Source organism: Bacillus sp. B25(2016b) (genome assembly GCF_001679765.1).
Taxonomy (GTDB): domain Bacteria; phylum Bacillota; class Bacilli; order Bacillales; family Bacillaceae_G; genus Bacillus_A; species Bacillus_A thuringiensis_K.
In genome coordinates this window covers 4,558,803-4,577,948 of sequence record NZ_CP016285.1, presented here as the reverse complement: position 1 = coordinate 4,577,948, position 19,146 = coordinate 4,558,803, and the positions used below count along the sequence as shown (strand labels likewise).

The following is a 19,146-nucleotide window of genomic DNA, read 5'->3' as shown; positions in this document are numbered from 1 at the left end:
GGAGAGATGAAACTTTTAGAAAGAAAATGAATTTACTTATTGACTCTAACGTTGCGTCATACTTTATCGTATGTACTAAGGGGGGATACAAATGACAATGAGAGTAAAAGAAGTAGCTGATTTAGTTGGAATTAGTGTGCGCACACTGCATCATTACGATGAAATTGGGTTGTTAACCCCAGACGAGACGACAGAGTCTGGATATCGTCTGTATTCCAATGAAAATTTAGAGACGTTGCAGCAAATTTTGTTTTTTAAAGAACTAGGCTTCCCTTTGAAGAAAATTAAAGAAATTATCATGAGTCCATCATTTGATCACGAAGAGGCACTACAGCTTCATAAGAAAATGCTTCTTGAGAAGCGTGCCAGATTAGATAAGGTGATTGCGACGATTGATAAAACAATTCAGCATACAAAAGGAGAGATTGAAATGACGAATAAAGAGAAATTTGAAGGATTCGATTTCAGCCATAACCCATATGAAGAAGAAGCACGTGAAAGATGGGGAGACGCAGCTGTAGATAAAGCGAATGAATATGCGAAAGGTATGTCAAAAGAGAAGCAAGAAGAGTTTAATGCTATTTACAGAAATTTAGCGGCACTTAGACACGGTGCACCTGATTCCAAAGAGGCGCAAGAAGCTATCAAAGTATGGTACGATTACTTGCAAAACTTTAGTCACTATTCATTAGATGCTTTTAAAGGACTCGGCCAAATGTACGTCGCTGATGAGCGCTTTACGAAAAATATCGATAAGTTTGGCGAAGGTTTAGCGCAGTTTATGTGTGATGCAATGGAAGTTTATGCGGATCGTAATAAAAAATAAAAAGTAAAACAGGTGGAGATTTTCTCCACCTGTTTTACTTTTTAATCATATCATTCAAGGTCTGATCTCCCGTATTGTTCAAATGAGGATTTTTACTCATTTCACGTTTTAGCATATCGAGGCTTTGCGTATATTCTGTATCATTTAATGCGCCAGATTGAAGGCCTTGAATTTGGGAAATCAACTTTTGGTCTGTTGATACATATGCTTTATAATAGCGAGGGACGATGGACAAAGCAGCTCTATATACTTGATCCGCTACAAGTTTTGGATCCGTTGTGTTTGCACGATATACAACAAATACTTCATCATCGGTAACGAGTGTAGCAGCGTTTGTAACGTCAGGAAGTTTGACGGTCATGCTTGTAATCATTTCAGCGACTTTCTCGCGATTAATGGCCCCTACTTGTTTGTTAGATACTTCATGCTTTTGTTTAGAAGAATAACCGACTCTTGTGAGTCTTGTATTTGTATTTTCCGTATGATACATGTCATTTTTATTGGAAACAAGAACACGGCTTCCTTCTTCACGTTCCATTTCGGCTTTATTTGCTGGCTGGCAGCCTGCAAATAAGGAAAGAGTGAGGAGAGAGAGCATAATTTGTTTTTTCACGATGTATCACCTCCTTCTCCATAGCATGCACTAATTTTCAATTTTTTGTATTTGAAATTGTTGGTTGGTATGCTTTGTGATACGATAAAAAGAAGAATGCTTAGAGAGGAAGTTAATGATGGAGCAAAAGCAAGAGCAAGAGATGCATGCTACGGTGAGCATTAATAATGTTCAGTACGAAGTAATTAAAAACTTTCGTGATGGTTTTAGTGAAGAAGCATTTAAAGAGCGTTATGCAGAAATTTTAAATAAATATGATTACATCGTTGGAGACTGGGGTTATGAGCAACTTAGATTGCGCGGTTTCTTTGATGATAGTAATCAACGTTCGACATATGATACGAAAATTAGTACGTTATCAGAGTATTTATACGAGTACTGTAACTTCGGTTGTGCACACTTCGTATTACGAAAAGTGAAGAAATAAAAAAATCCTCTTACAATTGTAAGAGGATTTTTTGCATATGCTCGCTTACAAACAAATCGAGATATAATCGCCTTCAGAAAGTATTGTATTTGGCTTCATTTGTTGTCCGTTCAATTGAATATCCCCATTTTTAATTTTATCCACAATGAGTGTACGGCTCCAGTCAGAAATATATGTGGATAAGGCTTTATCGATGCGGTGGGAACCGAAAATGAGGTCTAATACAAGCGTGATTTCGGCTATGCCGTTTTCTTTATGTTGCATAATGGAAATAGTAGTTGTTGTTTCGGCTTGATCTTGCTGGGTCATATCGATCGTTTCAACGTGATCAGTAAATGATTTATAAATACGCAGTTTTTGATTCCACGTATGATCTTTCGGACATTTATAAATAGCAAAGCGGTATATGTTTTTTCCATTGGCGTTATGCCTACGAATATTCGTATCAGTAAATAGGGTAGTACGTCCGCAATTTTTACAATATTTTTCGATTGTGTGTTGCTGATTTTCATATAAACTCCAAGAAAGTTGTACTTTCTGCATTTTCCTTCACCTCTTATAGTAGTGGCAAAGAAACGTAATACAGCTATTTGGATGTCTTGTAGTATGAAGACATGAGAAAAAGACAAAAATAAAAGGAGGTTCCCCAAAGAGGAACCTCCGTAAACATCATACTACAGATGCAATACGTTCCTTTGTAATGGGAATGGGCAGACTACTCCCTTGAAAAAGCGTGGTGCTTTTTTGAGAGTAATGCTATCCAATTGCTGGTCCATTACAAAGTAAATGTTGGCATACGTAGATAACGTCCTTTCTATCCAAATAGATTTATTCTTCATTATAACATATAATACTGAAAATTCAAAATAATAAAGGCGAAAAAACACCAGCTAAAATAGCTGGTGCATACGATAAATTATATAAGTTCAAATAAAAATGAGCGTAATTCTTCTGCAATTTCTTCAGTCATAGAAAATGCGTGCTCTAAGTAGCCTGGTTCGTTTAAATCGTCAGCACCGATAATTGCAAATTTATTACTTTGCATATCAAGTACAATTGTTTTACCGTAATGACGATCGGAGTATAAAAGCGCTAAATCATGACGCTCATTTTCTCCCATAAAGCTAACGAAACGAGTTTTTGTAGCGACAGTATCGTCGTACAGAAAGAAACGTTCTTCCATACACATGGCTCCTTTATTAAATATCTAAGTTTAAGTGTGGTTTATGATCTAAATGGTGATGCGTTTTAATGAATCGTACTGTTCTTGTTTTGTAACGCATTACGATAGAGTATGTTTCAGCTAAATCTCCGCCAAGGAATTTAACACCGTCTAATAACTCACCAGCAGATACACCAGTTGCTGAGAAGATTGCATCATCCCCAGATACTAAGTCATCTAACATAAGAAGTTGACGAGGATCTTCTAATCCCATTTCACGACAACGAGCTTCTTCTTCTTCGTTCATTGGAACTAAGCGAGCTTGCATTTCACCTTCAAGACATTTTAATGCTGCTGCAGAAATAACGCCTTCTGGAGCTCCGCCAATACCTACGAATAAGTCAATACCTGTTCCAGGTAGTGCTGTTGCGATTGACGCACCAACATCACCGTCACCAAATAATTTTACACGTGCACCTTTAGCACGAACACGATCGATAATATCTTGATGACGTTCACGTTCTTGAACGATAACTGTTAGATCGCGAATCTTTTTATTGTTAGCTTCTGCTACAATTTCAATTGTTTTTTCAATTGGATCATCTAAGCTAATTTTACCAGCTGCTTTTGGACCAACCGCGATTTTTTCCATGTACATATCAGGAGCATGAAGAAGGTTTCCTTTATCTGCGATTGCGATAACTGCCATTGCATTTGCAAGACCTTTTGCAACGATGTTTGTACCTTCTAGTGGGTCAACGGCGATGTCTACTTCTGGACCGTTACCTGTTCCTAGTTCTTCACCAATATACAGCATCGGTGCTTCATCAAGTTCTCCTTCACCAATTACAACTGTACCTGCCATGTTTACTGAATCAAACATATCACGCATTGCTGTAGTTGCTGCATCATCTGCTTCGTTCTTCTTTCCGCGGCCCATCCACTGTGCGGATGCTAATGCTGCTGCTTCTGTTACACGGACAATTTCTAGTGCGAGTTCACGTTCCAAGATTTCATTCCTCCAATTTCAAAAATCATACAAATATAACTATAACAAATAACAGAGAAAAGGTGAATTCGAAAAATTGTCGATTTTTTCAGAAGAAAGCGTTACAATTAAAATGTAAATGCTTTAATTTCCAGGTAGGTGACATTCATGTATTTTGTAGACAGAAAGAAAATAGAACAAATGCTAGTATGTTTAGAACGAGCAACAAGTACATTTCAAGAGAAAAAGATATATGAAACCGAGTTTGAATTTTATGCATTAGAGCGCATAGCCCATCTTATTATTGATACTGTATTAGATGTAGGAAATGCGATGATTGATGGATTTATTATGCGCGATCCAGGAAGTTATGAAGATATTATTGATATTTTAATGGATGAGCGAGTGATAAGTGAAGAAGATGGACAAGGGATGAAAGAAATTATCCTTCTTCGAAAAATGCTTATGCAAGATTATATTCAAATGAATCATGATGAATTATATAAGACGATTCAAAAACATATTGCAGTGGTAGAAAAATACCCAGCAAATATTCGCAGTTATTTAGAAAAGGAATTAGGACCTGTATCTGCATTTGTACCAGAATAATTATGCTTATAAGATCCCCAGAGAATGCCTTTTGGGGATCTTATATTGTATGTGAGAAAGAAAAGGGAGAAGGGTGAAGTATGGGGGAAGCACGTACTACGAAAGACGAGATTGTACAATTGTTGAAAGTAAAGGGAGAGCACACGGTAGCGGAACTAGCTGACGTTTTAGAGATTACAGAAATGGCAATCCGAAGACATTTAAGTAATCTTGAGAAAGACGGACTCATTTATTCTAAGATGGTAAGGCAACATGTCGGAAGACCAACTTATTTGTATGGATTAAGTGAAAAGGGAGAAGATACATTCCCGAAAGAGTATAAGCAATTTGCGATTGATATGCTAGAAGATTTAGCTCGAATGGGCGATGAAAAAATACTTCGTTATGTTTTAAAAGAGAGAACGAAGCGAATGGAAGAACAGTTACAAAAGCGAGTGAGTGATCAAAAGAATTTAGCATATAAAGTGCAAGAGATAGCAGCGATGCAAGAGAAAAATGGTTATATGGTTCAAATTAAGAGAGACGGAGAGAACTCTTTCGTAATTGAAAAACAAAACTGTCCGTTAAAGGAAATTGCAGAGAGATTTCCGCAAGTATGTGAAGATGAAAAAGAGATGTATAAGCGTTTATTTGCAGGGGCAGATGTAAAGACGTTAGCAAACATGTGCGAGGGGGATTGTAGTTGTTCTTACCAAGTAAAAGAGAAAAAATGAACGTTATGGGGCGCTTTAAGGTAAAGCGTTTTTTTCTTTGTAAAAAGCGGGTAATATAAGAATGGTATGATAAGGTGAGAACGTTAGCATAGAAGGAGAGACATAATCGATGTATAAAGGGTACTTAATTGACTTAGACGGTACGATGTATCGCGGAGAAGAACAAATTGAAGAAGCAAGCGACTTCGTAAAAGCATTAGGAGAGCGCGGCATTCCATATTTATTCGTTACGAATAACTCAACTCGTAAACCAGAACAGGTAGCAGAAAAACTTGTTCGTTTCGATATTCCAGCGAAAGCAGAGCAAGTATTCACAACGAGTATGGCGACTGCGAACTTCATTTATGAACGTAAACAAGACGCAACTGTATATATGATTGGTGAAGAAGGCTTACACGATGCACTTGTGGAAAAAGGATTTGAACTTGTGGATGAAAATCCTGATTTCGTTGTTGTTGGTTTAGATCGTGACATCACATATGAAAAATTAGCAAAAGCTTGTCTTGCTGTGCGTAACGGCGCAACGTTTATTTCTACAAATGGAGACATTGCCATTCCGACTGAGCGCGGATTGTTACCAGGTAACGGCTCATTAACATCAGTTGTAGCAGTGTCAACAGGTGTGGATCCAATCTTTATCGGAAAACCAGAATCAATCATTATGGAACAAGCTTTAAAAGTGCTTGGCATAGAAAAAAATGAAGCATTAATGGTTGGGGATAACTATGATACAGACATTTTAGCAGGAATAAATGCTGGTATGCATACCCTTCTTGTCCACACTGGAGTCACAACTGTGGAGAAGTTAACAGAATATGAAGTACAACCAACGCAAGTTGTGCATAACTTGACGGAGTGGATTGAGAAGATGTAGTGAAGAAAGCTGTTCCAAACTTTGGAACAGCTTTTTTTATTCCTGCTATTTGCAGGCAGCCCGATTGGTGTGGGCTAACATTCAGTTGTGACTAGTGTCGATTTTTGTCGGTAAGTCGATATATTTTAAAAATCGCCGATATAATCTGAGTTGCGCCGATATATTTAGAAAATCGCTGATATAATCTGAGTTGCGCTGATTTAATTTTATTAAAAAGCACGATTCACAACGTCTTTAACCTCTTCAAGATATTGTTTACGCACACTGTTATCCACAGAAGGAACACTTGTATAGAATGTATGCTCAATTGTTTCAATGCCTGTAAATTCAAAAATACCAACATCCGCTGTTTTCTTCATTGCATCAAACATGCCGCCTGCTGTGTATGCTTCTTTCGTATTGCCCATTGTAGATAATAATAACCCTTTTTTACCGCTTAATAACTTCTCGATGCCATTTTCACCGTAAGCATAAGCGAAGCCGTGGCTAAATACACGGTCAACGTATCCTTTTAAAATAGCAGGAAGTCCCGCCCACCAAACTGGATAAATAAATGTAATGCTGTCAGCCCAAGAGATATGCTCTTGCTCTTCTTTAATATCTGCTGGTGTGTTTCCTTGAGAAAATGAGATGAAATCGGAAGCGCCTAATACTGGATTGAAGTTTAATTCATATAGATCGCGAACGCGTACTTCATGGCCTTTTTCTTCTAATTTACTTTTTACCGTTTCTAAAATCGCATGGTTGAAGCTTTCTGTATTTGGGTGTGCATAAACGATTACATGTTTCATTGTTCTTCCTCCTATTTGTGGATATGTGAATAGTTATTTGTATATCTGTAACTATTATGGTTACTGCTTTTGTAGAAGTCAAGTAATACATATGTATGTATAAAAAGACGCCCGAAAATCGCCTTTTTATACCCCGCTCATACAAAGTACAAAAAAGACAAATAAAATAATGACAATACCAATGCCGAAGTTAAATACGAGAGTACTATCCATATATGTAGCCTCCTTGCTTGAAAGTAAAAAGCACTCTAGTTAAGAGTGCTTTTTTATTTTGAATCTACTTTATAATTTTTAGAAAGTGATTCATGCGTGTAATGATTTACATTATTTTATGTATTTATACTTTGAAATGAGTAAGTCCTTGTTGGATATAGAAAAAAAGACACTCGTTGGAGTGTCTTTTAAGATGACAAAATGTGCCAATTGCTTGAGGTTGATAAGACGCTAATTTCCGTGTTAACGCCTTTTCTCTAATCAAGAAGTGTAGCAACAGCGATTCAAATAAATTGTACCACTTGTTTAATGGCTGTGCGTATGTAATTCTGCATATTGCAATTAGAGGGAAATTTAATGTGAAAAATGAATGAGTAAATATATAGAATATTTGATAAGGAGTGAGAAGATTGGATATACATGTGTTAACAAAAGAAGAAGCGATGGAGATAAATACGTGGGCGTACGAGGAACCATATAATTTATATAGTTTTTCAGGCGAGAAAGAAGTAATGGAAGAGCTATTAGATGGAATGTATTATGGCTGTTGTGACGGTCAAGGAGAGTTCATCGGTTATTTTTGTTTTGGAGCAAATGCACAAGTACCAGGTGGAAGAGATGCTAATTTATATGGTGGAGAAGATTTGATTGATATCGGACTTGGCATGAAGCCGGCGTTAACTGGGAAAGGAATGGGGAAAGAATTCTTCCAAGCTGGAATAGCGTTCGCCACGAAAGAGTTTAATGCAAAAATGTTTCGATTAAGCGTAGCGACATTTAATACAAGAGCAATTACGTTATATAAAAATATCGGATTTAGACAAGGGACTATTTTTTTGAGTCGCGGAAGAGAATTTATGCTGATGGAATACGAAAGGCCGTCAGCATGAAACTGACGGCCTAGAAAACATTATTATTCTGAGTGCTCAGCTCGGTGCGCTAAACGGCTTGACGCAGCGGCAGCGATTCCGCCGACGATATCATCAAGGAATGTATGCACCTTTCCAGTTGATTTATCATTTAAGTATTCTAAAATACCAGGTTTTAATTTATCAATATATCCAAAGTTCGTGAAACCGATAGAGCCATACACATTCACGATAGAAAGTGCGATAACTTCATCAATTCCGTATAAGCCTTCATCACGTTTTACAATATCTTGTAACGGCTCACTTAGCATTCCCTTTTCAGCAAGGACATCAAGCTCGATACCAGTAATCAGTGCGTTTTGTACTTCACGTTTTGATAGTACACGTTCTACATTGTAACGGCATTCTGACATCTCTAAATTTGGATGATATTTTTTTTGAAGAAAATGAACAAGCTCAGCAATATCGTCAATTGTTACACCGCGCTCTTGTAATAGTTGTAATGCTCTTTCTTGTAGTTGATTTGATTCTTTCATGTTTATCACCTTTTTTTCTTTTTAGTATTTGTATACGTTTCGTTGCTTTATCATGTGCATAGGAATGAAAGGCGAGCACAAGCTCATATATATAAAGAAAAACCATAGGTGGCGACTGCGATGATTCATCATATTTATGAGCATTATCACATGCATGTTAAAGAATTAATCCCCCTTGGCCCCTATAAAAGCTTTTGGATTCGCAACAAAATTTATGTACTTGTTCCAATTGGAGACATGGAGGAAGAAGTACTTGTAGAGATGAAAAAGCTCAGTGACTATATGAACCAGCAAGGGGATATAACTGTAGCGACTTTCGTTCCGACTATACACGGCTACTATGTAAGTGAGATAGAAGAACAAAATTACTGCTTATTAAAAGGTATGCGTGCATTAGAACGACATGCTACATCATTAGGAAGTGAGCTTTCTATATTCCATAAACGAGGTGCTTTTTTTCCAGAAGAGATCGAGCAATTAAGCCGCATTGGTGAATGGAAAGCGTTATGGGAAAAAAGGCTCGATCAATTAGAAAAGTTTTGGCAATCACAAGTGATGAACCACCCTACAGACGTATTCGATCAATTGTTTATTGAATCCTTCCCGTATTACTTAGGAGTTGCAGAAAATGCAATTCAATATGTTGTCGATACAGAGATGGATGATACGCCCCAACTGACTGATGCAGCAACAATTTGCCAAGAACGATTTACACCTTTATTATGGCATCAAACGAAGCGTCTCAAACTCCCTTTTGATTGGGTGTATGATCACCCAACTCGAGATATAGCAGAATGGATTCGCTATATGATGATTGAAAAAAAGAAAGACTGGGATCAAACAATCGTTCAATTTGTTACAGATTATGAACGGAATTACTCGCTGTCCTCATTTGGTTGGCGCTTATTATTTGCAAGGCTCCTGTTCCCGCTTCACTATTTTGAAACGGTCGAACGATATTACCAAACTGGAAACGAAGAACAAAAAAGCATATATAGAGATCGCTTAGAAGCCATTTTACACGATGTGAACCGCTCAGAGCAATTTATGAAGCACTTTTATGGCTCACTTCGTTTACCAGTAGATAAGCTTGGGATTAGAAAATTAGATTGGTTATCTTAAAAATATAAAAAAGAGACCGAGTGAGGTCTCTTTTTTATATACCACAATTTTATGTAATACATTATGCCCCTACCTGCTGATCTGTACATATATTTAAAACGAATTGATGCTTTTCGAGCTTTTCATTTACTTTATCCAATAATTCTTGCTGGATTTCTTTAAATAAAAATTGGTAGCTCGCATTCCATGTTGGTATAACAGATGAAAGGTCTAATAAATACTCTTTTTTCTTTTCTAGTTCTTGAATTGTTAAAAAAGTGTTCCCCATTCTTGGCATGTGTCGTCCCCCTATGTTTTTTTCTATATATGTGTGAACGATTCTATATTATTAATTATCGCATTTTTTGAGAAGGATTTCCAATTTTGTTTTATGATGTTAACGGATAAATGTAATTTGAATAAAAAAAGGAGACCAAATTTGGTCTCCTTTTAGAAGGCGATTCTGAACGAGCCGCTTCCGCTTTTAGTTATCCAGCTCCAGCGGCTAAAATGTTCGGTGGCTTCGCTTCTTCCGCCGAGGCCAAAAGCGCCTCTATGTCAGAAGCTCCATCCTCCTCACATTTTGAACGAGCCGCTTCTGCTTTTAGTTATCCAGCTCCAGCGGCTAAAACAGTCGGCCATTTCGCACCTTCCTGCGAGGCCAAAAGCGCCTCTTCGTCAGGAGCTCCAATGACCTCCTGTTCTGAACGAGCCGCTTCTGCTTTTAATTAAAATACTTGTTCTACTTCAATAACGCCTGGTACTTCTTCAAGTAATGCGCGTTCGATACCAGCTTTTAGTGTGATTGTAGAACTTGGGCAGCTTCCGCATGCACCCATAAGGCGTAATTTTACGATACCTTCTTCAATGTCTACTAATTCAACGTCTCCGCCATCGCGAAGTAAGAATGGACGTAATTTATCTAATACTTCTAGTACTTGTTCTTGCATATGTGGGTTTTCCATTTTTATCGACTCCTTTCATCAGTTTTATTATAATCAAGATAGAGGGGAAAATCTATTTTTTCTGTTCTTGTTTTAATGTTGAAATTTTTTATCATGTTTACAACGTGTTTTTTCAGTATAGGGGTATGGAATAAGTTTGTAAAATGATGTGCTTATGTAATAAGACATCTGAATATACTGTTGAAACAAGAAGTGGGGGAGAAGAAATGGTTAATGTGCAAGTGTATGGGACGAAAGTAATTTGTGCGAGCTGCGTTGGAATGCCATCTTCAACAGAAACGTTTGAGTGGTTACAAGCGGCGATTGGTCGTAAATATGAAGGACAAGAAAATAAATTTAATTTCGAGTATATTGATTTTCAAGAAGAACAAGAAGATGAAGATAAGAGAGCATTCGCTGAGCGTGTAGTGGAGGAAGATCTATTTTATCCGGTCGTTCTTGTAAATGGAGAAATTGTTGGAGAAGGAAATCCTCGTTTGAAGGATGTTTACGAAGAAATCGAGAAATATTTATAAAGCAGGAAGCCTTTGCGAATTTGCAAAGGCTCTTTTTTATTGGAGGGATAGATGTGAAAAATGGAGTGAAGCATGCGTTACCAACGGAAGTACGACAGTTAATGGAGCAGTACACAGTAGAATTAAAAGAAATTTTTTTAGATGAAAAAATAGTCGGCGTATATATTTACGGGTCCATCACACTAGGCGCATTTCATAAGGAAACGAGCGATGTTGATTTTGTTACAGTGATAAATGATTCCGTGAATGAAGCTGAAAAACAGCAGCTGGTAGAACTTCATAAGAAACTTAGTGGTGGTGTGTTAGGGAAAAGAATGGATGGTATGTATATTCCGCTTGTTGATTTAGGGAAATACAATGATGAAATAAACGAGTATGTGTATTGTGCAGATGGTAAAGCTAATGTTGGTCATTGGGACATTAATGCGGTCACATGGTGGACGTTGAAAAATCAAGGCATTACAGTTACCGGAAAAGAAGCAGAGGATCTTCCGCTGCAAATACAATGGAGTGATGTAGTAAATACGATGAAATATAACGTAGAACAGTACTGGAGTGAAAAGGCGAAGAAGCCATATTTATTTTTTATAGAAGAGTGGGTAGAATCAGCTGTCGTTACGATGGGACGTATTTTATATACACTAGATTATAAAACAATCGTTTCAAAAGATAGAGGATTGCAATACTTGTCAGAACGTTCAGCGGAAGAATGGGAGCTTTTATTAAAAGAAGTAGAGCGAATACGGCACAATCCAAAAGAAAAGCGAATGCTCTCAAGGTGGAGAAGGGCAGATATGACGAAGAGGTACTTACTGCATTTAATTGAAACATGTAAAGAGAAATGGTAGGGAAAAAACCGATGATACAGTAAATTGTATCGTCGGTTTTTGTGTTGGAAATGGTATATAATGGTTTAAAAGGTTTAATTATACTGGAGGGGATAAGATGAATACAGAATTAGCTACATATGAAAAAAAGAATGTAGTAATGAGTATGCGCGAAGTAATTAGCATGATAATAATTATTTTGGAGTAATGTATGGAATTGGTTTTTTAAACATTATATATGACTCTTCCTTATATCCATGGTATGTAGATCATCTTATTCCGCCTTTAACATTTCTTACTATTATTTTTATATATTCACCAGCAAGAAATCACTGTGTACAGTTAGTAAAATCAATACAGTTCAATAATTTTAAACATTATGTAACGATAGTAATGACGATGATCGTACTGCTTATATATCTTGCAATATTAAATTTAGTTTTACCACATGGGCTTCGTGTGGATGAACCTAATATAGTAATAGAGCCTACTAAAAATGAAATCATTTTATACGTAGTTGTACTCACGATTTTTGCACCGATTTGGGAAGAACTTTTATTTCGTGGGATATTTTTCACGAAATTATCTCAGCGCTTCTCTATACTTAGTAGTGCCGTTATAAGTGCTTCTATATTTACTTTAGGGCATCACCTTACAGTAGGGAGCGTTTTATATATTTTTGGTGGCGGTATATGTTTAGCTTATACGTATAAGAAAACAAATAATTTACTCGTCCCATGGGGGATTCATTTATTAAATAACGCATTTTTTATATTAGTAAATTTTCAACTGTAAAAAGATGCCTTTTGAAAAGGGCGTCTTTCGTATTTGGTATTAGGTAGAAAAGGCTTTACAAGTATTATGTAGAGGAAAGATAATAGAAAAAATATGTGTATGGGGGAAGTTGATGAGTAAATATAAATTACATATAAGTAAAGAACAACTATGGAAAGGTTGCATCTTAAAGTCGATTGCAGATGCAATTTTTGCAGCACATGCTCCTGATTTCTCACATGAGAATTCATGGGATGGATGTAACTATAGTATGCAAGATAGTCAAGGCGGAAGAGGAACAATTACGTTTCATCCGGATTATACGATCGTATGTCTTCAAGATGTGAATAGTGAAAGAATTGATGAGTGGATTGATGCGGCAAATTATTTTGAAGGGGCACCTTCGGAAGTAATAGACATTGCGAAAGAAGAAGCTCTTCAATACGTATTAGAAGAAGTAGAAGGCGAAACAGTGCCTTTCATTACAGCAGCATTTTGGATTGAGGAGAGCGGTGCATATTCAATTGATTCATTTGAAGAGATAGAAGAGCATGGCGGATCCTTATTAGAAATCCCGCTACTTAATCTGCACTCAGCAATGGAAAGATTAGAAGAAGAATATGAGCTGACAGAAGAGCAAATAGAGCTTTTACAACTCGTGTATGAGAGAAAAATCAAAAATCCAAATGAGGAAATTATGTTGTCTAAAGAAGAAGTAGCGATGATTGGAACGGATGATGACGGAGGACTGGAAGTATGTAAGGACTCATTTGAAGAAATGAATATTACTTGGGAGTTGTAGGAGAGGATATAAAAATGGGATAAATGACTAGTAGAAATGCAATGTGAAGTTATATTGCTTCTTCTATTAGTTTTTTATATAGGACTGATGTTTGCAGCAAATCGAAAATGATAGCAAAATAATACGAAATATGGATAGTTTCATGTGAAACATTTTTAGTATTAAATATATATAAAGTTTAACTTAGTGTATTAAACATATCATTCATAAGTATTTTAATATATTTAAAAGTAAAATGAAATAAGAAACGGATAATTGTCGGAATATATTCGATTTCCGTTCACTTTTATGAAATATGTGTACTTTTTGTTAGATTCCTTCATTTTGTCCATATACAATAAATGTATATAGAAATAAGAAAAGGATGATGTACGTGAAGGACACGGTTTTACAAGAAACAATTTCTCAGCAAGAATTACATAAAGTTGTTCAAAAAAATACAGCTTATTATGATTTTAAGTGGGGTAAAGTAGAAAATCCTGCACAAGGGAATACATGGAATTGGGTAGCCTTTTTCTTCCCAACTTTTTGGTTAGCTTATCGTAAAATGTATAAGTTATTTATTATATTTGCGTTATTGGCTATACCTAGTATAGTTATACCCCCTTTTATAGATATTCCAGATGGGATTTATGTAACATTTAGTTTAGCTCTTCAATTAGGAATGATGATATTTACTGGATGGCAAGGAAACCGTTTATATTATAAGCAGGCTGTTCGTGTTTTTCGTAAGGGAGAAGATGCGTCTGATCATGAGAAGGCGTATTTCTTACAATCAAAGGGCGGCGTGAGTATTGCTGGTATGATTGGTTTACAGATTATAGTCGGGATTGTGTTTGGTTTAGCTGCGTTCGGGCTGTCCTTTTTACCAACTGAGCCGAATATTAAAAACGTTGTTCGTTCAAGTGATGAAGGGGTTACTTTAGAGATTATGACTGATAATCCAACTTGGAAGTTTGTTAAGAAAGAAAAAGATTATGACGTAGTAGAGTTTACTGGTTATGATTATACAGAGAAGAAAAACGTGAAAATTAAATTTGCTGTTTATTTCGATGAAGATTATTTCGAGTGGCAAGAGATATATGAAAATAATAAGAAGTTAAGTGAAGAAGAGTTAGAAGAGTATCAATTTTATATTGAAGAAAATAGTTGGAGTTTCTAGAGCGAAACTCGTTCATTTTGGAAAGAAGGACCTTGTGAAGGTTCTTCTTTTTTTATTGGAAACACCATACGAATTGAAATTTTGTAAAATACAATAAAAAATGAGAATTTACGGTAGGGTTGTCAATAACGTGAGACTATGGCACTATAAAGAAATGCTATACAAATTTTATTTATCGAGATGTAAACATCAATTTTGATTTTTACGTATAAATAATGAACGGAGGAAATGAATTTATGGCTACTTTACCAAATTGTCCAAAATGTAATTCAGAATATACGTATGAGGATGGCGTTCTTTTCGTATGTCCTGAGTGTGCTCATGAGTGGGGCCAAGAAGCAGAAGCTGAAAATAATGATGGTGCAAAAGTTGTAAAAGATGCGAACGGAAACGTTCTTCAAGACGGCGATGCTGTTACTGTTATTAAAGATTTAAAAGTAAAAGGAACTTCTTCAGTTGTGAAGATCGGTACGAAAGTAAAGAGTATCCGTCTAGTTGATGGCGATCACGATATTGATTGCAAAATCGACGGTTTCGGAGCTATGAAGTTAAAATCACAATTCGTTAAGAAGGCGTAATAAAAAAGAGGAGGCGGGTAGCCTCCTCTTTTTTATTGTCATTTTTTTTTCGGTAAGTCGATATGATTTCATTTACGATGAACAGAGCATGATTTACCGAGCAAGAAGTATCATTTACCGCGCACTATAGTCAACCTCTTTCAACTGACATCGCTTATTAAAGAACGTTTTATATCCAAGCTGTAAAAAGATAATGACAGCAAAGGCAGTACTTCCAGAAATACCGAGTATGATGGCAATTTGATATTGAATAGCTGTGAACGGTGATACACCAGATAAGATTTGTCCTGTCATCATGCCTGGTAGGCTTATAATCCCCATTCCGACCATAGAATTGATTGTAGGTAAAATGGCAGAGTCAAAAGCGTCGCGTATGAGCGGAGCAGCAGCTTCTTTCGGTGTTGCGCCCAGCATAAGTGCACCTTCAATTTGACCTCTTTGCGATTTCATATTGTTTAAGAACGTATTTGCACCAAGAGAAACACCAGTCATGGCATTCCCAACTAACATTCCTGTAATAGGGACGATATATTGCGGGGCATACCAAGGGTCATGACCGATAATAACAAAGATAAATAGTAGAAGTGGCCCAATTGATCCGGCGACCATGGAAAGGGCGGCTACTCGTTTTAATTCTTTAGACATTGGGATGCTAACTCGTTTATAAATATTAAAAATTGCAAAGGTAGTAATAGAAGTAATGAGAGCAATTGTATAAATTGGATTACTATTTTCAAATACGTATGTAAGGACATATGCAACAAGTACGAGTTGGATGGTCATACGGAATGTTGCGAGCGCGATTTGTTTTTCGCGAGGTATCCCTTTTAATTTCACAATCCCGATTAAAATAAGAATGAAAATATAGGCAGCCGCAAGTTGCCAAATTTGGAGTTCAATAACGCCCTTCAACAGAGAGCACTTCCTTTCTAGTTGCACCGTTTGCCTTACTAATTTCAATAATGTCGTCTGCAATTTCTTCTGGAAGTTGTTGCGAGTGTGTGATGAAGATAACTGTTTTTTTCTTTTTTCGTGCTAGTTCAGTAAATTGTTTCATTACGCGTCGTTCTGTATCACTGTCTAATGCTGAAGTAGGTTCATCTAATAAATAGACAGGTGGATCCATAAGTACAATACGAGCAAAGGCAAGCCTTTGTTTTTCACCGCCGGATAATGAGGAAGCGCTATCTTCTAATTGCTTGTCTAAACTAATGGTTTTTAGTGCACTCCGCAGGGCATCATCATTTGGAAATGGTTTTTCAGAAAGACGAAGTCCCATTAATAGGTTGTCTTTAACGGTTCCATCAAAAATAGGTGGAGTTTGCCCAAGCATAACTACGTCACGACGTAATTGAATAGGCGGATAATTAGAAATTAACTTTCCGTTATATTCAATTGTACCGGATGTTGGAGATTGTAAATCGTTTAACATCCGAAGCAATGTACTTTTTCCGCTTCCGCTTTCACCGATAATGCAAGTAATCTTTTCTTTTTGAATCCGTAAATAAGGAATGTGTAGTATATCTTTATATATAACGTCTTTTAATATAAACATAAATCGCTCCTTTCTGATTCTAGTTATATCGTATCAAAAAAGAGGGGGAAATGGTTATAACGAACAACGTTTTTTCTTCATCTTGAGTTTTATTAATAAGTTAAGTAAACGATCTAATTCTTGGCTGAAAGAAATCACTTTATCATGAGTGAATCCGTATTGTTCAACGAGATAGATTAACTCTTTCTTTTTCGCTTCTATTCGATTGTTTAGTCTCGATAAGTTCATAAGTTGAATGTAATGCCTCCTACAAAAGTATTTATCACATAAAAAATAAGACCGAATGAATTCGGTCTTAAAGGAAATAATAAGACAACTTACAAATAGCATACACTTTTTATCAATAGTTTTTAATATGAAAATGAAAAATAAATCATTATACATATTGAAAAAGATGTGTCTGATAATTATATGTTAACTCATAAAAGAGGCTGCCTACTTAGTAGACAGCCTGTAAAGTATTAACCTTTATGATATTTGTACATCCAAAGAAGACCAGATTTTAATAATCTCGGTACACGTCCCATTAATGGTTGGTTTGCTAGTAAACCAAAGCCGTGCTTCTTACCAAGAGATCCTAGAACACCTTTTAATTTAATAACAGGTAGTTCATCCGGGAGTGGTTCATTATTCCAACGTTTTAATAATATTTGGACAATTTGTTCTCCTTGACCTTCAGCCAGTTGGGCAGATGGTGCATGTGGAAGTGCTGCGCAATCTCCTACAACGTAAACATGATCGTTATTTGGAATATTATGATATTTAGTTAAGACAACCCGTCCGCTACCATCTTGTTCAACTGGAAGGTTTCGAACAACTTCATTTGCTTGAATACCAGCTGTCCAGACGATTGCATCACATTCAAGTGGTTCATCGTGGTTGTACACAATATTTGGTTCTACTTTTGTAATGTTAGAGTTTCGTATAATGTTAACTTTATGCTTTACAAACCATTCTTCTACGTATCTACTTAATTTCTCTGGATATGGGAATAAAATTCTATCTTTTCGATCAAATAAGTAGATTTTTAAATCAGAACGGCTTTCCCGAAGTTCACTTGCTACTTCAACACCACTTAAGCCAGCACCAACGACAGCTACTGTTGCATTTGGTTCTAGACTATTTAATTGTTCATATGTCTTACGTGTTTGTTCAATTGATTGTAGACTATGTGTATATTCCCTAGCCCCAGGAACGTTATGATATTTATCTTCACAGCCAAGTCCGATAATTAAATCATCATATTGGATCGCTTCGCCGCCATCGAGATGAACAGCTTTTTCTTCGAGGTCAATATTTGTTACTGTGCCGTATTGAATATTGAGGCGTGGGTGTTCAGGAAACGGTATACGAATATGCGTTTCTGAAATAGTACCCGCAACTAATGCATAATATTCAGTTTTGAAGCAATGGTATGGTACTTTGTCGATTAATGTCACTTGTACATCATCTGGAAGTTGGTTGCTTGGAAGTAGCCTTTGCAGAATTCTCATTCCACCGTAGCCGCCACCTAGTATTACGAGGTGTTTCATGATGGATTACCCCTTTTCTGTTGAAATATCCCCTAATCATAAAATTTTATATTAATAAAATATTTTGACTTTACTCAATCAAATTATATCGAATTTGTGAACAAATAACAATGCATGAATGAATACTCTGTTGTACAATAAGAAGAAAAGTAAAGTAAACTGTTTTTCCTTTGTAGTTACTATTTCATTAGAAGTAGCATGTTATATAGAAGAAGTCATCTACTTTGAAGTGAAGTAATGAAGTAACTAAATAGTTTAGACTGTGTAACGAAAACAACAAGAAACAGCTTAGTTTTCTTCTTATAGATAAAGTCAGAAGGTAATTTGTTTTGTAGTACAGGGGGGAGAATTTTGATTAAACCATTAATTGAATTTTGTGTAGGTAACCTTGCAAGTGGTTCGCAAGCAGCTCTAGAAAAATTAGAAAAAGATCCGAATTTAGATGTAATGGAGTATGGTTGTTTAGGATATTGTGGTATTTGTTTTGAGGGACCGTTTGCACTTGTAAATGGTGAAGTTGTACAAGGTGCAACAGTAGAAGAGCTTGTTAATAATGTATATGAGTATTTGGATGAAAATCCAATGTTTTAAGGTGTTGCGAATCAGCAGCACCTTTTTCATTAGATAAAACTTTATTTCGTGGGGAAGGCTAATACTGATTATTAGCCTTCCCCCAATCGAAAATAGTGGGATAAATAAAAAAAGGCCCTTTTT

General features: G+C 36.2%; 25 protein-coding genes and 1 pseudogene. 14 read left to right on the top strand and 12 right to left on the bottom strand.

Annotation, left to right across the window (positions count from 1 at the left end):
- Positions 1 to 91: 91 nt before the first annotated feature.
- Complete coding sequence (locus tag BAQ53_RS23545) at positions 92 to 826, top strand: MerR family transcriptional regulator (RefSeq protein ID WP_208906295.1); 735 nt, start codon at positions 92 to 94, stop codon at positions 824 to 826.
- Positions 827 to 860: 34 nt separating this feature from the next.
- On the opposite strand, the gene BAQ53_RS23540 is transcribed toward BAQ53_RS23545, so the two are convergent.
- Positions 861 to 1,439, bottom strand: a complete 579-nt coding sequence (locus BAQ53_RS23540) for a YhcN/YlaJ family sporulation lipoprotein (protein ID WP_000744207.1) — start codon at positions 1,437 to 1,439, stop codon at positions 861 to 863.
- 115 nt (positions 1,440 to 1,554) lie between these two features.
- Between BAQ53_RS23540 and BAQ53_RS23535 the strand changes: the two genes are divergently transcribed.
- On the top strand, positions 1,555 to 1,866 hold the full coding sequence (locus tag BAQ53_RS23535; protein WP_002003766.1) for a YutD family protein: 312 nt from the start codon (positions 1,555 to 1,557) through the stop codon (positions 1,864 to 1,866).
- A gap of 45 nt (positions 1,867 to 1,911) precedes the next feature.
- On the opposite strand, the gene BAQ53_RS23530 is transcribed toward BAQ53_RS23535, so the two are convergent.
- From BAQ53_RS23530 to glpX, 3 genes are all read right to left on the bottom strand, one after another.
- Positions 1,912 to 2,409, bottom strand: a complete 498-nt coding sequence (locus tag BAQ53_RS23530; RefSeq protein ID WP_001174583.1) for a hypothetical protein — start codon at positions 2,407 to 2,409, stop codon at positions 1,912 to 1,914.
- Between the two features lie 373 nt (positions 2,410 to 2,782).
- Positions 2,783 to 3,049: a DUF3055 domain-containing protein gene (locus BAQ53_RS23525; RefSeq protein WP_000392611.1), complete on the bottom strand. Its 267-nt coding sequence runs from the start codon at positions 3,047 to 3,049 to the stop codon at positions 2,783 to 2,785.
- Between the two features lie 16 nt (positions 3,050 to 3,065).
- On the bottom strand, positions 3,066 to 4,037 hold the full coding sequence (glpX, locus tag BAQ53_RS23520; RefSeq protein WP_000439090.1) for a class II fructose-bisphosphatase: 972 nt from the start codon (positions 4,035 to 4,037) through the stop codon (positions 3,066 to 3,068).
- Positions 4,038 to 4,184: 147 nt separating this feature from the next.
- Here glpX and BAQ53_RS23515 point away from each other — a divergent pair, with 147 nt between their 5' ends.
- The 3 genes from BAQ53_RS23515 to BAQ53_RS23505 all read left to right on the top strand — a co-directional run bounded on the left by BAQ53_RS23515 (position 4,185) and on the right by BAQ53_RS23505 (position 6,212).
- On the top strand, positions 4,185 to 4,625 hold the full coding sequence (locus BAQ53_RS23515; protein WP_000274009.1) for a DUF86 domain-containing protein: 441 nt from the start codon (positions 4,185 to 4,187) through the stop codon (positions 4,623 to 4,625).
- An 80-nt stretch (positions 4,626 to 4,705) separates the two neighbouring features.
- Complete coding sequence (locus BAQ53_RS23510) at positions 4,706 to 5,338, top strand: helix-turn-helix transcriptional regulator (RefSeq protein ID WP_000503343.1); 633 nt, start codon at positions 4,706 to 4,708, stop codon at positions 5,336 to 5,338.
- A 109-nt stretch (positions 5,339 to 5,447) separates the two neighbouring features.
- A complete protein-coding gene (locus BAQ53_RS23505) occupies positions 5,448 to 6,212 on the top strand; it encodes a TIGR01457 family HAD-type hydrolase (RefSeq protein ID WP_000276467.1) in 765 nt (254 codons plus the stop codon).
- 209 nt (positions 6,213 to 6,421) lie between these two features.
- On the opposite strand, the gene BAQ53_RS23500 is transcribed toward BAQ53_RS23505, so the two are convergent.
- Entirely contained in the window at positions 6,422 to 7,003 is a 582-nt protein-coding gene (locus BAQ53_RS23500; RefSeq protein WP_000683454.1) for an NAD(P)H-dependent oxidoreductase, read from the bottom strand.
- Positions 7,004 to 7,626: 623 nt separating this feature from the next.
- On the opposite strand from BAQ53_RS23500, the gene BAQ53_RS23495 reads away from it, so the two are divergent.
- Entirely contained in the window at positions 7,627 to 8,106 is a 480-nt protein-coding gene (locus tag BAQ53_RS23495; RefSeq protein WP_208906294.1) for a GNAT family N-acetyltransferase, read from the top strand.
- 23 nt (positions 8,107 to 8,129) lie between these two features.
- Here BAQ53_RS23495 and BAQ53_RS23490 read toward each other — a convergent pair whose 3' ends face one another.
- On the bottom strand, positions 8,130 to 8,621 hold the full coding sequence (locus BAQ53_RS23490) for a phosphatidylglycerophosphatase A family protein (RefSeq protein WP_000665103.1): 492 nt from the start codon (positions 8,619 to 8,621) through the stop codon (positions 8,130 to 8,132).
- A 120-nt stretch (positions 8,622 to 8,741) separates the two neighbouring features.
- On the opposite strand from BAQ53_RS23490, the gene yutH reads away from it, so the two are divergent.
- Complete coding sequence (yutH, locus tag BAQ53_RS23485) at positions 8,742 to 9,743, top strand: spore coat putative kinase YutH (protein WP_000581259.1); 1,002 nt, start codon at positions 8,742 to 8,744, stop codon at positions 9,741 to 9,743.
- Between the two features lie 61 nt (positions 9,744 to 9,804).
- Here the strand turns inward: yutH and BAQ53_RS23480 are convergent, their stop codons facing one another.
- Together BAQ53_RS23480 and BAQ53_RS23475 are read right to left on the bottom strand one after the other, a co-directional pair.
- Positions 9,805 to 10,020 (bottom strand): hypothetical protein, encoded by a 216-nt coding sequence (locus tag BAQ53_RS23480; protein WP_001137786.1) that lies wholly within the window; start codon positions 10,018 to 10,020, stop codon positions 9,805 to 9,807.
- Between the two features lie 430 nt (positions 10,021 to 10,450).
- Entirely contained in the window at positions 10,451 to 10,687 is a 237-nt protein-coding gene (locus BAQ53_RS23475) for a NifU family protein (protein ID WP_000431159.1), read from the bottom strand.
- Positions 10,688 to 10,893: 206 nt separating this feature from the next.
- Between BAQ53_RS23475 and BAQ53_RS23470 the strand changes: the two genes are divergently transcribed.
- From BAQ53_RS23470 to phnA, 6 genes and pseudogenes are all read left to right on the top strand, one after another.
- Positions 10,894 to 11,202 carry a YuzD family protein gene (locus tag BAQ53_RS23470; RefSeq protein WP_000248593.1) on the top strand — a complete coding sequence of 103 codons (309 nt, stop codon included), beginning with the start codon at positions 10,894 to 10,896 and terminating at the stop codon, positions 11,200 to 11,202.
- A gap of 53 nt (positions 11,203 to 11,255) precedes the next feature.
- Positions 11,256 to 12,050 carry a nucleotidyltransferase domain-containing protein gene (locus BAQ53_RS23465; protein WP_046945271.1) on the top strand — a complete coding sequence of 265 codons (795 nt, stop codon included), beginning with the start codon at positions 11,256 to 11,258 and terminating at the stop codon, positions 12,048 to 12,050.
- 97 nt (positions 12,051 to 12,147) lie between these two features.
- Positions 12,148 to 12,824, top strand: a pseudogene (locus BAQ53_RS23460) (CPBP family intramembrane glutamic endopeptidase).
- 112 nt (positions 12,825 to 12,936) lie between these two features.
- Positions 12,937 to 13,605, top strand: a complete 669-nt coding sequence (locus BAQ53_RS23455) for a hypothetical protein (protein WP_151521599.1) — start codon at positions 12,937 to 12,939, stop codon at positions 13,603 to 13,605.
- Positions 13,606 to 13,969: 364 nt separating this feature from the next.
- Positions 13,970 to 14,767 (top strand): DUF2628 domain-containing protein, encoded by a 798-nt coding sequence (locus tag BAQ53_RS23450; RefSeq protein WP_151521598.1) that lies wholly within the window; start codon positions 13,970 to 13,972, stop codon positions 14,765 to 14,767.
- 236 nt (positions 14,768 to 15,003) lie between these two features.
- Positions 15,004 to 15,345: an alkylphosphonate utilization operon protein PhnA gene (gene phnA, locus BAQ53_RS23445; RefSeq protein ID WP_000212737.1), complete on the top strand. Its 342-nt coding sequence runs from the start codon at positions 15,004 to 15,006 to the stop codon at positions 15,343 to 15,345.
- Positions 15,346 to 15,459: 114 nt separating this feature from the next.
- Here phnA and BAQ53_RS23440 read toward each other — a convergent pair whose 3' ends face one another.
- The 4 genes from BAQ53_RS23440 to BAQ53_RS23425 form a co-directional block, all read right to left on the bottom strand.
- Complete coding sequence (locus BAQ53_RS23440) at positions 15,460 to 16,257, bottom strand: ABC transporter permease (protein ID WP_208906293.1); 798 nt, start codon at positions 16,255 to 16,257, stop codon at positions 15,460 to 15,462.
- Complete coding sequence (locus BAQ53_RS23435) at positions 16,241 to 16,900, bottom strand: ABC transporter ATP-binding protein (protein WP_000470269.1); 660 nt, start codon at positions 16,898 to 16,900, stop codon at positions 16,241 to 16,243. Before BAQ53_RS23435 ends, BAQ53_RS23440 begins: the two co-directional genes overlap by 17 nt.
- A 54-nt stretch (positions 16,901 to 16,954) precedes the next feature.
- Positions 16,955 to 17,128, bottom strand: a complete 174-nt coding sequence (locus tag BAQ53_RS23430) for an aspartyl-phosphate phosphatase Spo0E family protein (RefSeq protein ID WP_208906292.1) — start codon at positions 17,126 to 17,128, stop codon at positions 16,955 to 16,957.
- Positions 17,129 to 17,361: 233 nt separating this feature from the next.
- Positions 17,362 to 18,432, bottom strand: coding sequence for an NAD(P)/FAD-dependent oxidoreductase (locus tag BAQ53_RS23425; protein WP_000682077.1), 1,071 nt, complete (start codon positions 18,430 to 18,432; stop codon positions 17,362 to 17,364).
- 351 nt (positions 18,433 to 18,783) lie between these two features.
- Between BAQ53_RS23425 and BAQ53_RS23420 the strand changes: the two genes are divergently transcribed.
- The gene (locus tag BAQ53_RS23420; RefSeq protein WP_000595026.1) at positions 18,784 to 19,023 is read left to right on the top strand and encodes a YuzB family protein; all 240 of its coding nucleotides are present in this window, start codon (positions 18,784 to 18,786) and stop codon (positions 19,021 to 19,023) included.
- Positions 19,024 to 19,146 lie beyond the last annotated feature (123 nt).

Bases quoted from the DNA above. Each gene is read 5' to 3' on its own strand.
- BAQ53_RS23430 (WP_208906292.1), bottom strand. From the start codon at position 17,128: ATGAACTTATCGAGACTAAACAATCGAATAGAAGCGAAAAAGAAAGAG.
- BAQ53_RS23470 (WP_000248593.1), top strand. From the start codon at position 10,894: ATGGTTAATGTGCAAGTGTATGGGACGAAAGTAATTTGTGCGAGCTGC.
- BAQ53_RS23535 (WP_002003766.1), top strand. From the start codon at position 1,555: ATGATGGAGCAAAAGCAAGAGCAAGAGATGCATGCTACGGTGAGCATT.
- BAQ53_RS23545 (WP_208906295.1), top strand. From the start codon at position 92: ATGACAATGAGAGTAAAAGAAGTAGCTGATTTAGTTGGAATTAGTGTG.
- BAQ53_RS23490 (WP_000665103.1), bottom strand. From the start codon at position 8,621: ATGAAAGAATCAAATCAACTACAAGAAAGAGCATTACAACTATTACAA.
- BAQ53_RS23425 (WP_000682077.1), bottom strand. From the start codon at position 18,432: ATGAAACACCTCGTAATACTAGGTGGCGGCTACGGTGGAATGAGAATT.
- yutH (WP_000581259.1), top strand. From the start codon at position 8,742: ATGATTCATCATATTTATGAGCATTATCACATGCATGTTAAAGAATTA.
- BAQ53_RS23515 (WP_000274009.1), top strand. From the start codon at position 4,185: ATGTATTTTGTAGACAGAAAGAAAATAGAACAAATGCTAGTATGTTTA.
- BAQ53_RS23530 (WP_001174583.1), bottom strand. From the start codon at position 2,409: ATGCAGAAAGTACAACTTTCTTGGAGTTTATATGAAAATCAGCAACAC.
- BAQ53_RS23450 (WP_151521598.1), top strand. From the start codon at position 13,970: ATGATGTACGTGAAGGACACGGTTTTACAAGAAACAATTTCTCAGCAA.
- BAQ53_RS23500 (WP_000683454.1), bottom strand. From the start codon at position 7,003: ATGAAACATGTAATCGTTTATGCACACCCAAATACAGAAAGCTTCAAC.
- BAQ53_RS23455 (WP_151521599.1), top strand. From the start codon at position 12,937: ATGAGTAAATATAAATTACATATAAGTAAAGAACAACTATGGAAAGGT.
- BAQ53_RS23475 (WP_000431159.1), bottom strand. From the start codon at position 10,687: ATGGAAAACCCACATATGCAAGAACAAGTACTAGAAGTATTAGATAAA.
- BAQ53_RS23435 (WP_000470269.1), bottom strand. From the start codon at position 16,900: ATGTTTATATTAAAAGACGTTATATATAAAGATATACTACACATTCCT.
- phnA (WP_000212737.1), top strand. From the start codon at position 15,004: ATGGCTACTTTACCAAATTGTCCAAAATGTAATTCAGAATATACGTAT.
- BAQ53_RS23505 (WP_000276467.1), top strand. From the start codon at position 5,448: ATGTATAAAGGGTACTTAATTGACTTAGACGGTACGATGTATCGCGGA.
- BAQ53_RS23510 (WP_000503343.1), top strand. From the start codon at position 4,706: ATGGGGGAAGCACGTACTACGAAAGACGAGATTGTACAATTGTTGAAA.
- BAQ53_RS23480 (WP_001137786.1), bottom strand. From the start codon at position 10,020: ATGCCAAGAATGGGGAACACTTTTTTAACAATTCAAGAACTAGAAAAG.
- BAQ53_RS23525 (WP_000392611.1), bottom strand. From the start codon at position 3,049: ATGGAAGAACGTTTCTTTCTGTACGACGATACTGTCGCTACAAAAACT.